The following is a 15,957-nucleotide window of genomic DNA, read 5'->3' on the forward strand; positions in this document are numbered from 1 at the left end:
GGAAGTTCCAAGGAGACGCCGGTTGAGCGAGCTGAACCATTATCCGGAGCCGGCAGCCGTCCTGGGGGAGGCGCCGCTCTGGGATTCGCGCGAAGGCCGGATCTGGTGGGTCGATTGCGACCAGAAAAAGCTCTTCAGCCGGGGCTCCGCGCCGGATTCGGAAACGCGCACCTTCAGCCTGCCCCACCACCCCGGATGCTACGCCTTCCGGGAGCGGGGCGGGATGATCATGGCCTACCGCAACCAGGTCGCTCTCCTTGACCTTGAGACGGGCGAGACCGAACCGGTCGAGACGGGAGCAGATTTCTCGGTCGAGCGCTTCAACGACGGCTGCTGCGACCGCGCCGGCCGGTTCTGGGCGGGGACCATGCACCGCAAGCGGACCGACCGAGCGGGCTCGCTCTTCCGCATCGATCCCGACCTGAGCGCGCACAAGATGGCCAGCGACCTCATCGTGTCCAACGGCATCTCGTTCAGCCCCGACGACACCGTCATGTATCATCACGATTCGCGGGCAGGGCTGATCTTCGCGTACGACTTCGATTGCGACCGTGGCACGATTGCGAGACGGCGGGTGTTCGTGGACTTCAACGGCCGTCCGGGCCGGCCCGACGGCTGCACGACCGACGCCGAGGGCAATCTCTGGGTTGCCGAGATCGGCGCCGGCCGGGTCGTCCGGTTCGATCCGCACGGGCGCCAGATCGGCGAGATCGCACTCCCGGTAACCCGGCCTTCGAGTGTCATGCTCGGCGGAGAAGACCTCTCCACCCTCTTCATCACGACGATGCGCGAGGGGCTTTCGGCCGAGGAGCAGGCGGCGCAGCCACTCGCTGGATGCCTGTTCTACACCCGGGTCGATGTCCCCGGGCTGCCGGAACCGCGGTTCGCGGGATGACGCGGATTTCGCCATCGAGGGCAGCCCGGCCGAGCCATCGGACCGGCGAGAGGGAACGGCCATGACAGCAGAGCGGATCGGGTTCATCGGGCTGGGTCGCATGGGTCGGCCGATGGCGATGCGGATACACGAAGCGGGGTTCCCGCTGACGGTCTACGATGTCGCCGAAGCCGCCCTCGAACCGTTCAGGGCACGCGGCATCGCGACCGCGCCTTCGCCGCGGGAGATCGCCGACACTTCGGAGATCGTCTTTGCATGCATTCCCTCGCCGGAAGCGAGCCACTCGGTGGCTCTCGGCAAGGACGGGATCGCAGAAGGCAAGGCCGTGCGGGTCTACGTCGAGTGTTCGACGATCGGGCCGGACCACATTGCCGAGATTGCGGAAGGATTGGCGCCGACCGGGATCGCATTCCTCGACGCTCCGATCAGCGGCGGCGTTCCGGGCGCGGAACAGGGGACGCTCTCGGTCGTGGTCGCGGGCCCGCCGGCGATGCTCGAACGTGTCCGGCCGGCAATGTCGGCATACGCGGCAAACATATTCCATGTGTCGGAGAGGCCCGGGCCGGCTCAGATCGCCAAGCTCATCAACAACATGCTGTCCACGACAGGCACGGTCGCCGCCTTCGAGGGCATGGTCTTCGGCGCAAAGGCCGGTCTCGACGTCGAAGCGCTGCTGGACTTCATCAATGTCAGCACCGGCCGGAACGTCGCGACCATGCAGAAGATCCCTGCAAACATCCTGACGCGGACATTCGGCGGCAACATGAAGATCGGCGTGAAGGATCTCGGCCTCTTCGTCGAGCAGGCGGAGAAGCACGGGATAAAGCCCTTCATTGCGCCACGTGTGCAGGAAGTCTTCAAGGCGGCGATCGCCAGCGGCTACGACAAGGAGACGATGCGCATCATCGAATTCCTGGAAGAGCGCGCCGGCGGCGTCGTCGTGAAAGGGAAGGCCGAAGCATAGCGATGAGAAGCATAGCGATGAACGGGCCAACGGGTCGGAAGACGGAGAGGGTCTCATGAACGACGTGGCGGAATCGCCTCAGGCGGATCTCCTCCAGGATCGCGTTGCGGCGTTTGCGGCTGGAATGAGCTACGGCGTGCTGGCTGAGGCGGAGGTGGAAGCCGCCAAGATCCGGATCATCGACACCTTCGCCGCGACCTATGCCGGCTTCTTTTCCGAAACCGCCCGGGCCGCAAGGAGATACGCCGACAGCCTTCCCGCCGCCGACGGAGCCACGATCATCGGCACCGGCACGCGCACCAGCCCGGAGACGGCCGCGTTCGTGAATGCCTCGACCTCGCGCGAGGCGGAATGGAACGACGTCCACATGTCGCGTGCAGGCGGGGGTGCGCATCCCAGCGACGTGATCCTTCCGATCCTGGCCGCAGCCGAATATGCCGGCGCCGACGGGCGCACTTTCCTGACCGCCGTGGTGATCGCCTACGAGATCTATATCGGGCTGGCCGACGCGGCGACGATCACGGGTTTCGACCAGTCGGGACTCGCCGGCATCGCGGTGGCCGCGGCTGCAGGCCGCGTGCTCGGCCTCGACGCCGGACGGATCCGCCACGCCGTCGCGATCTGCGCCGTCGCCAACAATCCGCTCAATCAGACGCGCCGCAACCAATTGTCGATGTGGAAGGCCGCGGCAGCCGGGCAGGGCGGCAAAGCGGGCGTCTCTGCCGCGCTCATGGCGAAGGCGGGGATCGAAGGTCCGCACCTTCCGTTCGAGGGCACCGCAGGCTGGAACAAGCACATTGCCCGCAACGCCTACGAGGTCGGTGGGCTGGACCCCGAACGAGGCCCCTACCGCATCCGGGACTCGCTCATCAAGCCGCGGGCATCATGCGCCGTGACGATCTCGTCGATATTCGCCGCCGAGGATGCCGCGAAGTCCGTCGGCGCTTCCGACGTCGAGCGGGTCGTGGTCGAGACCTATGCCTATGCAAAGGACGGGGTCGGATCCGGCGAACAGCGGTGGAACCCGACCAGCCGCGAGACTGCGGACCACAGTATTCCGTACGTCGTTGCAGCCGCACTTCTGGACGGGTCCGTCGGCCCGCGCCAGTTCAAGGATGACCGGCTCTGGGACCCGGAGCTTCGGGCTCTGATCCGCAAGGTCGAAGTCGTCGCGGAACCGGAGTTCACCGAAGCGTATGCGCGCCATCCACGCGAGCACCATACGCGTGTGGTGGTGCATACGCGCGGCGGCGGAACGGTGATCGGCCGGGCCGGCGGCCCAGACCGCGAGGACATGGGCAAGCCCAAGTCTCCGCTCGAGATCGAAGCGAAGTTCCGTGCGCTCTCCGAGGACAACCTCGGCCCGCGCCGCACGGCGGATGCGCTCGACCGCATGTGGCGCATCGAGGAAATCGCCACGGCACGTGAGATCCCGCCCCTCTTCTTGATCTGAGGCCGGGACGCGCGGGCTGCCTTCCGCTACGCGCCTGCCGTCAGGACCCGGACCGGCGCGCCGTCGAGAAAGGCGAGTACGTTCTCGACGGATTGCCGGTAGAACGCATCGAAGTTTTCCCGGACGCAGAAGCCGACATGCGGCGTGAGAATCGTGTTCCTCGCGCGGCGGAGCGGGTGATCGGCCGGCAGTGGCTCGCGCTCGTACACGTCGAGCGCGGCGACGATCTTGCCCGCATTCGCGAACTCGACCAGCGCCGCTTCGTCCAGGAGCGGGCCACGCGAGGTGTTTATGACGATCGCCCCGGGCTTCATCCGCTCGAAATCGCCTCGACCAAGGATGCCGACGGTGGATGGCGCCAGCACCATATGGACGCTGATCACGTCCGAGCGGGCCAGAAGGTCGGCCTTCGAAGCGTATTCAACGGCCGCAGAGGCCGCCCGCTCCTCGGTCAGGTTCGGGCTCCAAGCCAGCACCTTCATCCCGAGCGCCTGGCAGTAGCCCGCGACGATCGTCCCGAGGCGGCCCAGGCCCACCAGTCCGATGGTCCTGTTGCGCAGGACGAAACCGAGGGGCACGCCATTCTGGAATTCGCCCGCGCGCATGTTCGCATCCCCCGTGGGAATATGACGCGCGGCCGCCAGCATCAGCCCCAGTGTGAGTTCCGCCGCTGCCACCTCGCCACCCTCTCCGAACCCCGTGTTCGTGGCTACGATGCCCTGTTCCGCGAGTGCATCGAGATCGACCGAGAGGTTGCGCGACCCGGTGATGCTCAGCATCCGAAGCTTGGGGAGCCGCTTGATCAGGCTTGCGGGAAATGGTGTGCGCTCGCGCATCGTCATGATCACGTCGAACTCGGCGAGCCGTTCGGCCGCCGTCTCCTCGTCCGGCAGGGCGTCGTCGAAGAAGGTCAGCTCGGCCCGCGCTTCGAGCGGTCCCCAGTCGGCGCTGGATCGCGCCGCACCCTGCCAATCGTCGATCACCGCGATCCTGGTCATCTCTTCCTCCCGTCGTATTGGGCCACGTGCAGGAACGTTCAGCTCGGCTCCACCGCGGTCGCGCGCTGGGCCGACTGGATGGCACGCCACAGGCGCTCGGACGAGGTCGGCATGTCGATGTGGCGGATGCCGAGCGGCGCGAGCGCGTCGCAGACCGCGTTCATGGCGGCAGCCAGGGCGCCGACCGTTCCGGCTTCGCCCACGCCCTTGACGCCGAGGGGGTTCACCGCGGTGGGCACCTCGACGCTCTCGCAGCGGATCGCGGGCATGTCGCTCGCCAGCGGCATGCCGTAATCCATGAACGAGCCGGTCAGGAGCTGCCCGGACTTGTCGTGGACCACTTGCTCCTTGATCGCCTGGCCTATGCCCTGAGCGACACCACCGTGAATCTGGCCCTCGACGAGGAGAGGGTTCATGACGCGGCCGACGTCCTCGACGCTGACATAGTTGAGCACGTCGACGAGACCGGTCTCAGGATCGACCTCCACCTCGCAGATGTGACAGCCGTTCGGATAAGTGGGACGAGGCGGCGTGAAGGAGGTTTCGGCGGACAGACCTTCCTTCCCTTGCGATGCCGCTATGTCGGCCACCTCTGCGAGCGAGAGTGCGACGTTGCTTCCGGTCCGACGGAACACGCCGTCCGAAAATTCGACGTCCTCGGGCCGCCAATCGCAGTGCTCGGCGACAATCTCCCGGCCGTGGACGATCATCTGCTCGACGCTCTTCACGACGGCGGAGCCGCCCGTCGCGAGTGCAGCGGAACCGCCGCTCCCCTTCCCATTCGCCAGCAGGGCGGTGTCGCCCTGGAGATAGCGGACGTTCTCCGCCGGAATCCCGAGCGACTGCGCAACGAGCACGGAGAGACTCGTCTCCAGCCCCTGGCCCGTCGACATGGCACCCGCAATGACCGTTACAGTGCCGTCCGGCGCGACTTCGACGCGAGCGTGATCCTTCGCAATCGCGCGGAATGGCCCGGCTGCAACCTCGATCGGATTGGCAATTCCGAGGCCTCGCAGCCGCTGTCGCCTCCAGGACGCCTCCCGGCGGGCCTCGAACCCGGCATAATCGATGGCCTCGGCTGCCTTCGCCATGTTCTCGGCGAAGTCGCCGCAATCGTAGTCGAAGAGAAAGCCGGTCTGGAACGGCATGGCTTCCGCCGGAATGAGGTTCCGGCGGCGCAGCTCGAAGCGGTCGATGCCGAGTTCTGTCGCAGCCACGTCGATGACCCGCTCGATGGCGTACGTGGCGTCCGGTCGGCCCGCCCCCCGGTATGGCGCTGTCGGCTGGGTGTTCGTGAAGACACCGATCGCCTCGCCGAGGATGAGCGGCGTGCGATAGACACCGGCAATTCCGCCGAAGTTCGTGATGTGCGAGGCCGAGCGGCTGGTCAGGTAGGCGCCGACATTGATCCTGTAGCGGATGCGGAGCGCCGTGAAGCTGCCCTCCCCATCAAGGCCGAGCGTCGCCTCGATCCGAACGTCCCGGCCATGCTCGTCGGAGAGGAAAGCTTCGCCGCGGTCGCACACCCAGCGTACCGGCCGCCCGGTCCGGCGCGCCGCCCACATGATGATCGCCTCCTCGCGCAGCAGGCCGGATTTCATTCCGAAGGATCCCCCGACGTCGGGGGCGACGATCCGGACGTTTTCGGGATCGAGCGCGAGGGCGTTCGCGAGCATCCCTTTCATCGCATGGGGGCTTTGATGGCTGGTGTAGAGGGTGTGGACCCCGTCAGGATCGACGTATCCGAGGGCGGCTCGCGGCTCGAGCGGCATGGCCGCAACGCGGCTCACGACCGATTCGAGGATGGTCACGTGATGCGAGGCGGACAAGGCCTTCTCGACCGCCTCCCGTTCCCCATGCGCCCACGCAAACGCCACGTTGTCCGGCGCTTCGTTCCATACCGCCACGGCCCCGGGCCTCGCGGCATCCTCGACAGTCGTGATCGAGGCCAGGTGCTCGTACTCGACCATGACGGCTTCGGCGGCGTCACGCGCACCGTTCAGGGTCTCCGCGATGACGATGGCGACCGGCTCGCCGGCATAGCGGACGATGTCTGAAACGAGGAACGGGCGCGGCGTGCGCGGGGCATCCTGGCCGTCAGGGCCCTTGACCGAGACGGGGAAGGTGAAGCTTTCGAACCCGTCAGCGGCAGCGTCTGCGCCGGTCAGGACCGCGACCACGCCTTCGTGGCCGAGCGCCTCACTTGCGTCGATCCCGACGACCCGGGCGTGCGCCTCCGGGGAGCGGACCATGACTGCGTGGACCATGTTCGGCAGCTTGAGATCGGCGGTATAGCAACCTTCTCCGCGCGCGAGGCGGTGGTCCTCCCGCCGGACGAGCCGCTTCCCGTACTCCAATTGGACCATTCGCCCCCCTTTCTAGCGGTTCACTCGGCAGTCCCGCCGCAAGCCGACCTTAATCGCAGCTCGCGGCGATCTCGGTCGGGCCTTGCCAGCACCTCGTACCGGCTTCTCACCGGCCCTGGAACTGCGGTTTCCTCTTCTCTATGAAGGCGGCCATACCCTCCGCCCGGTCGCTTGTCCCGGTCAGGGCAGCGCCGAGCTTTTGTTCGAGATCGAGGGCGCCGGCGAGATCCAGTCCCATGCCCTGTCGCACGACCTGCTTCATGGTGGCCAGGCTGAGCGGCGCTCGTTCCGCGTAGATGCGGACCATCGCCAGCGCTTCCGCAAGCGCTTCGCCGCGGGCGGCCTTTCGATTCACCAGCCCGATTCGATAGGCCTCCTCCACGTCGATCGGCTCGGCCGAAAACAGGATCTCAAGCGCGCGGGAGACTCCGATCAGGCGCGGCAGTCTTTGAGTGCCGCCGAAACCGGGTATGGTTCCGAGCCGTGAGCTCGTGATGCCGAAGCTCGCGCCCGCGCCCGCAACGCGCAGGTCGCATGCCAAGGCGAGTTCCAGCCCCCCGGTCAGGCAGTGGCCCTCGATGGCGGCGACAACCGGGCGCTTGAGGCCCTCGATGGTGTCGGTCACGCGACGCCAGGCCGCCTTCGCCTCTTCGCGTTCTGCGGGAGAGCTCTTCGCGGCCTCTTTGAGGTCGCGTCCGGCCGAGAAGAAGTCGGGGGCGCCCGTGATGATCACCGATCGGCACGAGGCGTCGCGTTCCGCTGCCTGCAACGCGTCGGCGAGTTCTCGCATCAGCTGATGGCTGATGGCGTTTCTCCGCTCCGGCCGGTCCAGCGTGACGACGTGGGTGGTGCCGACCGGCTCCACCAGCAAAGTTTCGTAGGACATCCAGCTTGCTCCGATGCCGCGGCCTGTCAGCGGATCGCTGAAATTCCGGTGATCTCGCGTCCCTCGATCAACGTCATGATCTGGTTGGTGCCATCCGGGATCGGCAGCATCCGGATGTCGCGGTAGAGTTCCTCCAGGCCCAGTTCCACGCTGATGCCCATTGCACCATGCACCTCCATGCAAAGGGACACGGCGCGGGTGCACGCGGCGATCGCATAGCGCTTCGACATTGCGGACAGATGGACCTTGCTCGGCTCATCGTTATCGATGGCGAGCATCGCCTGGTAGCAGAGAAGGCGGCTCGTCACGACCGCAGCCGCAGCGTCGGCGAGCAATTCCTGCACGAGCTGGAACCCGCCGATCTTGCGACCGAACATTTCCCGGATGCCCGCATAACCCGTTGCTGCGTCCAGGGCCCGCTGCGCCATGCCGACGGCCGTCAGGCCGAGCGCCGGCCGCTGCAGCAGCCACGTCTGCTGGAGCACCCGGGAGGCAGTCCCCTCGCCGCCGATAATGTTGCGCGAGGGCACGCGGCAATTGTCGAAGATCGCCTCTCCGAGGGCGCCCTGCCTCAGGCCCATCGTCGGGATCTTCGTCGTAACGAACGGCGACTCGCGCTGGTCGATCACGAACCACATGAGCTTGTTGTGGCCCTTCTCGTTCTTGCCCACCGAGGCGGCGGTCAGCATGATGTCGCAGTTGTAGGCGCCGCTGACCCACATCTTGTGGCCGTTTACGATCCAGTCGTCCCCATCCTGGACCGCCCTTGTCTTGGCTCCGCGCGGGTCCGACCCGGCGTCCGGCTCCGTGGTTCCGGATGCGCCGAGGATCTCGCCATTGATCAGCGCCGGCACGTAGCGTTCGACCTGCTCCTCGTTTCCGCCCATGCAAATCCGTAGAGCCGGCCCCTCCTGGCCGCCCATCCCGAAGCTCACCGCCGCCGGCATCATCTCCCGAATCAGCCCGTAATCGAGTGCCGACATCCCCGAGCCGCCGAACTTTTCCGGAATTCGGCAAGACGTCAGACCCTGAGCCGCTCCGACTTTCACAATTGCCCTGCGTTCCTCTTTCGGCAGCGGCTTGTGAGGATCGTTCCGCTTGAGGATTGGAAGGATGTCCCGGTCCACCATCGTCTTCACGGACTCCTGGAGCATCCGTTGCTCGCTGGTCAGTCTGAAGTCCATTTGCCGTCCTCTCCGGGGTTATTGTCGCACTCGAGCTCGCGCGGCCTTCGGGCAGGACGCGTCGGAAGGGCTTTCATGCTTCGGAATGTGCCGCCTGCGTCGGAACCGACGCCTGCATCCTCGCCTTTGATCTTGATTGAGCCCGTAGGCTGTGCTGAATAAGTATAACATTATGTGTTAGTGCTGAAGGCGTCAAGCGGTGCGGCCGGGCGGGGGATTATGCGGATGGACGGTGCGAAGGTGCTGCAGGACGTTGTCGTCGTGGAAGCCGGCAGCAGGGGCGCCGTGGCCGTTTGCGGGTCTCTCCTGGCGCAGCTCGGTGCAACCGTAATCGCCCTCGAAACCGCCAAGGATTCGCCGAAGGCCCGCCATCGTGCGCCCTACATGGCCGGCAAGCGGAGCCTTCGCCCGGATCCGTCCTCGCCTGCCGATCGGGCGATGATGGAGCGGCTGTTCTCCGGTGGCGACATCGTCCTCGTCTCCAGCGACCTCGATCCGGAGTGGCTCCGGCCCGTTGGCGGGTCAGCCCCTGGCAACGTGATCTGTGACATCACTGCCTTCGGCTCGACAGGGCCGCTCACCGGCCGTCCGTTGAGCGAGCTCGGCGTCCAGGCGCTGTCCGGGATCATGGACACGACAGGGTTTCCCGACGGTCCGCCGGTTCCGATCACCGTGCCGATCGTCGACGTGATCGCCGGCACCTACGCAGCGAGTGCGGCGCTGGCCGCACACCGGGTGAAGCGGCGGCAGGGCATCGGACAGTTGATCGACATCGCGCTCTTCGACGGCGCTTTCGCGGCGTTGCGATCCTTTCTGACCTCCGTTCTGACGAGCGAGACGGCCAACCAGTCTCGGCTCGGCAACCGTCACCCGACCGTCGCGCCCTGGAACCTTTTTCCGTCGAGCGACGGTCACGTTGTGATCTGCGCCGGCAATACCTATGCGATGTTCGAGCGCCTCTGCGCCCTCATCGGCCATCCGGAAGTCGCCGCGAAGTATCCAACCCAGAAGGCCCGGATGGACGGCATTCCGGAGTTCGATCCCCTCATCGAGGGCTGGACACGGCGTTTCACCACCGAGGAATGCGTAACGAAGCTTCTCGGTGTGGGGGTGGTCAGCGGTCCGCTCGCTCCGGTCGACGACTATCCGCGCGAGGCGAACCTCGACTTCCGGGGCATGATCCGCCGTGCGTTCGACCCGGTCTCAGGGCGCGAGATCTACCTGCCCGGGTCGCCTCTTCGCCTGAGTGCGACTCCGGGGCTCAATTCGACACGCATTCCCGAACCGGACGCGGACCGCAACGAACTGACCCGCCTCGCCGGGACACTTCCCGCAAAGACCAATGGGAGCAACTTGCCGCCCCGACAGCGGCCGCTCGAAGGTGTGCGGATCGTTGAGTTCGGGCAGTACACGACCGCCCCCATGTGCGCCCGAGAACTCGCGCATCTCGGCGCCGAGGTGATCAAGATCGAGCAGCCCACGGCGGCGGAATCGCGGTCCGGAGCGCAGGTCTCGTTCCGGATGAACAACGCCGACAAGAAGACGATGGTCATCGACCTCAAGGACGGATCCGACGTGGAGGCGCTGAGGCGGTTGCTCGCCACCGCCGACGTTCTCGTCGAGAACCTGAAGCCCGGCACGCTTGCCAAGTTCGGGTTCACGCCGGAGGCCATACGATCGCTCAACCCGCGTCTCATCTACTGCCCGATCAGCGGGTTCGGGATCGACTCGCTGTACCCGACCCGACCCGCCTTCGACATGGTCATCACCGCGATGGCGGGCGTGATGGCCGTCCTGAGCGCCGACGGAACCCCGTTGAAGGCGGGCGTCTCCACTGCCGACTTCATGGGCGGGATCATGGCCATCGTCGCGATTCTCGCAGCCCTCGATCACGTCGACCGGACCGGCGAGGGGCAGATGATAGACCTGTCGATGCAGGACATTTCCGCCTGGCTCACGCAGACCGCGTGGAACGGCTCTCTCGAGGGGCGCACCGAGCCCGCGGTGGTCGCAGCCTCGGACGGCTACATCCTGGTCGAGGCCGGCGACTCGGCGCTGGATGACGCCCTCCGCTGCGCAGCCCCGGATACGCTTGCACGCGACGAGCTTGCCGAGACGACCCGCGACGCGCTGGTCGAGCGGCTTGGCGCGCTGGGCGTGCAGGCCGTTCCGGTGCAGACCGTGCGCGAGGCATCGCGCATGGCCCATACGATCGAGCGGAAGCTGTGGTTCATGATACGGGAGGACGGCAGGGATTGGCCCGTGCTCGGCAGCCCCCTCCGTTTGACGGCGACGCCGCCGGCGGTGACCCACCTGGCCCTGCCGATGAATCACGACCGCGAGGCGATCCTGCAGGAACTCGGGCTGGCCGAGCCGGCCTGAGGCAGGCCGGGCGGAGCGCCGTGGGCCTGCGCGCATCTTCAATCTGCCGCCAGCTCCGGTATCTGCCGGGCCTCGCTGCGGCCGTCGAGCACGAGCGCCGACGCCTTCTCCCCGATCATGGTGCAAGCCGCGTTGATGTTCCCGCTCGGGGTGCTCGGCATGATCGAGGCGTCGGCAATGCGCAGGCCGTTGACGCCGATGACGCGGAGCGCCGGATCCACGACCGCCAGTCGGCCGGTGCCCATCCGGCAGGTGCCGCACGGATGCATGACGCTGTGCCCGGTCCTTCGCACGTACTCAGCCAGGTCCTCGCCGGATTCCACGGCGCGCGACGGCAGCACCTCGGCTCGCGCGTAAGGGGCAAGCGCCGGCGCCGCGAAGATGCGACGGGCGATCCGGATACCCGAGAGGAGTACCTGGAGATCCTCGTCGGCCGTCAAGTAGCCTGGCTGAATGACGGGCTGTTCGCGGACATCCGGCGAGGAGACATGGATTCGCCCCCGGCTCTTTGGCCGCGCGGCGCTCACCGATACGCGCATGCCGGCCCATTTCTCCAGCCGCCGCATCCGTCGCGCTCCGCCGCCGCCAGCGGCCTGGTAGATTCCCGGAAGGAAGAGGATCTGCAGGTCCGGATGGGGCGCGTCGCTCATGCTGCGGGCGAACACCGTCGCCGTCGTCGCACCGAAGGTGAGAGGTCCCGAGCTTCCAAACAGCCATTGCAGTGCCGCCGGGCCCAGCCTCCAGCTGCCTGCGATGTCATTCAGCGTCAGCGTACCTTCGATCCGCCGCGCGACCGTGGCGGCGTAGTGGTCCGACAAATTGCCCCCGACACCCGGCAGATCATGGACCACCTCGATGCCGACCGACCTGAGGTGCTCGGCCGGGCCGATTCCCGACACCTGCAGGATCTGCGGCGAACCGATCGCGCCTGCCGACACGATCACTTCTCTGGCTTCGATACGGTGTTCCTGGTCGCCCTTCCGGTAGATGGCGCCGACGCATCGGCGCCCCTCGAAGAGGAGCCTGAGCACAAGCGCATTGGTGATCACATGCAGGTTGTGACGGGATGCGGCAGGTGCCAGGAATGCCCTTGCGCTTGACGCGCGGAAGCGGCCGTTGCGCGCCATCTGCGAGTAGCCGACGCCTTCGTCGGTTGCTGCATTAAGGTCCGGAAAGAGCGGAAAACCCGATTGCCGGGCAGCTTGGACAAAGGCGTGGGTGAGCGGGAGAATGGTACGGTAACGCTCCACCCGCAGTGGTCCGGTTCGTCCTCGCAACTCGTCGGACCCGCCGTCGAACCGCTCGATGCTCTTGAAGTACGGGAGGACCTCCCGGAACGACCAGCCCGTGCAACCGTCTTCGGCCCAGCTGTCGAAATCCGACGGCAGGCCACGGACGAAGTTCATCCCGTTGATCGAGCTGCTGCCCCCGAGAAGCCGTCCGCGCGGCCAACGGAATGACCTGCCGCCGGCCTCGCTCGACGCGGCCGTGGTGAAGCGCCAATCGAGGACGGGATGGTCCCGCAGATACATGGCGCCGGCCGGGAGCCAAAGCTGCCAGTAACGGTCGGACGGGCCGGCCTCCAGGAGCGTCACCCGCGCCCGGCCTGCGCTCAGCCGGTTGGCCAGCACGCAGCCGGCCGATCCGGCCCCGATGATCAGATAGTCGACAGCCTCCGAAGCGCTCAACCTCACCTCCCTGTGGAACCGCCGCGGTGGCGGTCCGCCCGTCGACGCGCGGCGTCTGCAGGCGCGCGCGCCGCACCGGCGTCCAGCGCGCGAGTTCCGCCCCCAATCAATGCGATCGCCCCTGTCCGCCACCGGGCGTGCCCGATCCGGGCAGGTCGCCGCCCGGCACCGGGACAAGGCCCGCCGCAATCCGTTTTCGCCGCGAAAGCCCCCAGAGCCATGCCCCGACTATGCCTAGCCCTCCAACCGCCAAGGGCAGCCTGAACCCGTAGGCATCGGCCCAGGCACCCATCACCAGGGCACCGAAGCCGGGGCCGGCCCACACGATCAGACCGTAGATGCTCATGGCGCGGCCCCGCACCGTAGGCGGCACGGCCAACAGGATCAGCGTCTGAGTGCTCACTCCGATCAGCGTGCTGCACCCCCCCGCCACGATCAGCGCGGGGATGCCGAAAGTGAGCCGATCCGTCGCCGTGAACGCCATGAGCGCCAGCCCCATTGCCAGCGCGCCGGCCAGGACGGTGCGGATCAGAGCGGGCGGTTCGGAGTTTCCAGCGATGAGGAGCGCGGCCATTATGGCGCCGGCACCCATGGACGAGGTGAGCGCGGCCAGTACCGGTGGACCGCCTCCAAACACGACGTCGGCGAACGCCGGTAGGAGATCCGCCACGGCCCGTCCGGCGGTGCTGGTCACGATCAGCATTGCGAGGAGCGGCCCCACGGCGGCGTGGGTCGCCGTGTATCGGACGCCTTCGATGAGTTCGGTCGCGAACGTCTTCCGGCTCGTTGCCGGCTCGGGAGCCCGGGCTACGCGGATTCGGCCGAGCGCCACGAGGAAAACCACGAAGCTCAGCGCGTTCGCCGCGAAGGCAGCCTCGATGCCGAGGGCCACGATCAGAATGCCCGCGATCGCCGGCCCGATGAAGCGTGCGGTATTGAAAACGATAGAATTGATGGCGATCGCCACCGGAAGCTCGGACGATGAGACGAGCGACGGAATGAGGGCGTGCCGCGCCGGCTGAATGAATGCCGTGCAGATCCCAAGGAAAGCGGTGAGGATGAGGAGGCGCGGCATCGTGATCGTGCCGGTTGCGGTGAGGGCGAAGAGCACGACCGCCTGAAGCAGCGACGCCACCTGGCCCAGTTTCACGATCCGCAGCCGGTCCCACCGGTCGGCCGCCGCGCCGGCCAAGAGGCCGACGACCACGGTGAAGATCGCATCCGAGAGGGCGAGCACGCCGAGCCATGCGCCGGAGCGAGTCAGCTCCCATGCCAGCCAGCCAACAGCCACCCGCTGAACCCAGGTGCCGATCAGCGAGATCGCGTTGCCGAGCGTATAGACGCCGTAATTCGGGTTTCGAAGCGTTCGGGCGAAGGCGGCGAATGTCCGGGGTGTGTGCAAGGCGGCACGTCTTGGGGGGTATGGATGGCTGCGCAGTCGGGACGCGGGCGAGGTGCAACGTCGATGTCATGGGGGGGCGTTTCGGAAGACCGTGGGCCATCGCGCGCGCGCGGTCTCTTCGACGCCGGCCATGTGCGCGGCCTTGACCAGCCCGGTCTGAAGGGCGGTCGTGAGGGGTATGCCCTTGGCGAGCCTGTCTGCCCGCTCGCGGCGTCCGCGCTCGCCGGGGATGAAGATGCCGCTGCTTCCGGCAGCCGCGGGCGACGAGCGGATGTGGTCCAGGAGCTGTGCGACCTCCGCCTGATAGGCCTCCCAGTCGCGAAGCTGGCGTACGTCGAGATAGATTCCGAAGGACGCGTTCTCCCGTGGCTCCCCGGGGCCGCCTGAAGCCAGGATGCCGGCGAAGAGCTCGGCGAACACGGCGATTCCGTAGCCTTTGAATCCGCCGAAGGGCAGGATCCCGCCCAGCCCCGCGGCGAAGACAGCCGGGTCGTCCGTTGGCACGCCGTCGGCTCCCATCACGGCGTTCGTCGGCAGTCGGGCGCCGCGCTCGGCCGCGTGCTTCACGGCATTGGCGGACATTTCCGCGACCGAGAAGTCGAGCACCACGTCGCCGCCCTCGAACGGAGCGCCGAACGCAATGGGGCTGCTCCGCATCGTGGGTGCGGTTCCCCCGAAGGGTACGACAAGGTCATAGCGGCCGAAGCTGTGGCCGAAATGTATCGAGGCGATGCCGGCGCGGGCAGCGATCTCGGCCCATCGGCCGTTGCGTCCGAGGTGCCCGGACTGCCGAACCGCCACGATTGCGACGCCATGCTCTCGGGCGCGCAGCACGCCGATCTCCGCCGCGAACTCACCAACGATCTGGCCGAAGCCTTTGTTGCCCGTGACGGTGGTCATCGCACCGCGGTCGCAGATCACCTCGGGAACTGCGGTTCCAGACACCTCCCCCGCCAGCAGCCGCGTGATGTAGGTCGGCACGAGGCGCATGCCGTGCGAGACGCGGCCAAGCGTTTCTGCCTCGACCAGGTTCACGGCGACCATGCGGGCATTTGCTCTGCTAGCACCCGCCGATTCGAGCAGGCAGGAGACGAGATCCTCACAACGATCCACTGCCACGCGTGGGATGTCACTCATGACGTAATCACACTCCGAAAAGCTCAACTTGCGGCAGTCGTGAGGAAAAGTGTACTACTCCTACGCTATTGTCTCGCTGGTGAAAAGTAATTCATGCGCCTTCTTGACATGAACCAGTCGAATGCGCTTATGAACTTGTGAATAACTGGCTTGGGAGGCTTGCCATGGACGCCGACGAACGGAGAAGAATAGAGCACGACTGCCGAAATCTGCTTTACCGCCATGCCCAGCTTTCGGACCAGGGACGTGTCGCCGAGGCTGTCGGGCTCTTTACGCCGGACGGAACGTGGATCCGCGGCGGGAAGCCCTTTACGGGCCATGAGCAGATGATGAACTCGTCCTCGCGCCCGGCCAATGCCGTCAGCCGGCACTTCACGTCCAACCCCGTGGTGGATGTCCACGACGAGAACCACGCCTCGGCCGTCACCTACTACATCGTCTTTCGCCATGACCCCGGCGTTCCGGACCCGAAGCTCCCGCTTCCGCTGGAGGGCGCGTTCAGCGCCGGGGAATGGCATGACCGCTACGTCCGCACGCCGGACGGCTGGCGCTTCGCGTATCGGGAAGTGAAGCGCCTGTTCCAGCAACCAGGATGAGTGTCC

12 protein-coding genes are annotated in these 15,957 nt (G+C 66.7%); 5 read left to right on the forward strand and 7 right to left on the reverse strand.

Annotated elements, in window-relative coordinates; genetic code table 11:
- Positions 1–22 precede the first annotated feature (22 nt).
- From ACUN0C_RS14465 to ACUN0C_RS14475, 3 genes are read left to right on the forward strand one after another with little or no spacing between them, the layout of a single operon-like run.
- Entirely contained in the window at positions 23–895 is an 873-nt protein-coding gene (locus ACUN0C_RS14465) for an SMP-30/gluconolactonase/LRE family protein (RefSeq protein ID WP_445467096.1), read from the forward strand.
- The gene (locus tag ACUN0C_RS14470; RefSeq protein WP_445467097.1) at positions 858–1,859 is read left to right on the forward strand and encodes an NAD(P)-dependent oxidoreductase; all 1,002 of its coding nucleotides are present in this window, start codon (positions 858–860) and stop codon (positions 1,857–1,859) included. The genes ACUN0C_RS14465 and ACUN0C_RS14470 overlap by 38 nt, the downstream gene beginning before the upstream one ends.
- A 55-nt stretch (positions 1,860–1,914) precedes the next feature.
- Positions 1,915–3,312 (forward strand): MmgE/PrpD family protein, encoded by a 1,398-nt coding sequence (locus tag ACUN0C_RS14475; protein ID WP_445467098.1) that lies wholly within the window; start codon positions 1,915–1,917, stop codon positions 3,310–3,312.
- 26 nt (positions 3,313–3,338) lie between these two features.
- Here the strand turns inward: ACUN0C_RS14475 and ACUN0C_RS14480 are convergent, their stop codons facing one another.
- The 4 genes from ACUN0C_RS14480 to ACUN0C_RS14495 form a co-directional block, all read right to left on the reverse strand.
- Complete coding sequence (locus tag ACUN0C_RS14480) at positions 3,339–4,310, reverse strand: D-2-hydroxyacid dehydrogenase family protein (RefSeq protein WP_445467099.1); 972 nt, start codon at positions 4,308–4,310, stop codon at positions 3,339–3,341.
- A 38-nt stretch (positions 4,311–4,348) separates the two neighbouring features.
- Positions 4,349–6,676: a xanthine dehydrogenase family protein molybdopterin-binding subunit gene (locus ACUN0C_RS14485; protein WP_445467100.1), complete on the reverse strand. Its 2,328-nt coding sequence runs from the start codon at positions 6,674–6,676 to the stop codon at positions 4,349–4,351.
- 106 nt (positions 6,677–6,782) lie between these two features.
- Positions 6,783–7,541 carry an enoyl-CoA hydratase/isomerase family protein gene (locus ACUN0C_RS14490; RefSeq protein WP_445467181.1) on the reverse strand — a complete coding sequence of 253 codons (759 nt, stop codon included), beginning with the start codon at positions 7,539–7,541 and terminating at the stop codon, positions 6,783–6,785.
- A 47-nt stretch (positions 7,542–7,588) separates the two neighbouring features.
- Positions 7,589–8,746 (reverse strand): acyl-CoA dehydrogenase family protein, encoded by a 1,158-nt coding sequence (locus ACUN0C_RS14495; protein ID WP_445467101.1) that lies wholly within the window; start codon positions 8,744–8,746, stop codon positions 7,589–7,591.
- Positions 8,747–8,971: 225 nt separating this feature from the next.
- Between ACUN0C_RS14495 and ACUN0C_RS14500 the strand changes: the two genes are divergently transcribed.
- On the forward strand, positions 8,972–11,128 hold the full coding sequence (locus ACUN0C_RS14500; RefSeq protein ID WP_445467102.1) for a CaiB/BaiF CoA transferase family protein: 2,157 nt from the start codon (positions 8,972–8,974) through the stop codon (positions 11,126–11,128).
- Between the two features lie 38 nt (positions 11,129–11,166).
- On the opposite strand, the gene ACUN0C_RS14505 is transcribed toward ACUN0C_RS14500, so the two are convergent.
- From ACUN0C_RS14505 to ACUN0C_RS14515, 3 genes are all read right to left on the reverse strand, one after another.
- Positions 11,167–12,948 carry a GMC family oxidoreductase gene (locus tag ACUN0C_RS14505; protein ID WP_445467103.1) on the reverse strand — a complete coding sequence of 594 codons (1,782 nt, stop codon included), beginning with the start codon at positions 12,946–12,948 and terminating at the stop codon, positions 11,167–11,169.
- Positions 12,923–14,218 carry an MFS transporter gene (locus ACUN0C_RS14510; protein WP_445467104.1) on the reverse strand — a complete coding sequence of 432 codons (1,296 nt, stop codon included), beginning with the start codon at positions 14,216–14,218 and terminating at the stop codon, positions 12,923–12,925. The genes ACUN0C_RS14505 and ACUN0C_RS14510 overlap by 26 nt, the downstream gene beginning before the upstream one ends.
- A gap of 66 nt (positions 14,219–14,284) precedes the next feature.
- The gene (locus tag ACUN0C_RS14515; RefSeq protein WP_445467182.1) at positions 14,285–15,355 is read right to left on the reverse strand and encodes an Ldh family oxidoreductase; all 1,071 of its coding nucleotides are present in this window, start codon (positions 15,353–15,355) and stop codon (positions 14,285–14,287) included.
- 164 nt (positions 15,356–15,519) lie between these two features.
- Between ACUN0C_RS14515 and ACUN0C_RS14520 the strand changes: the two genes are divergently transcribed.
- Entirely contained in the window at positions 15,520–15,951 is a 432-nt protein-coding gene (locus tag ACUN0C_RS14520) for a nuclear transport factor 2 family protein (RefSeq protein WP_445467105.1), read from the forward strand.
- Positions 15,952–15,957: the final 6 nt, after the last annotated feature.

Source organism: Faunimonas sp. B44 (genome assembly GCF_052655945.1).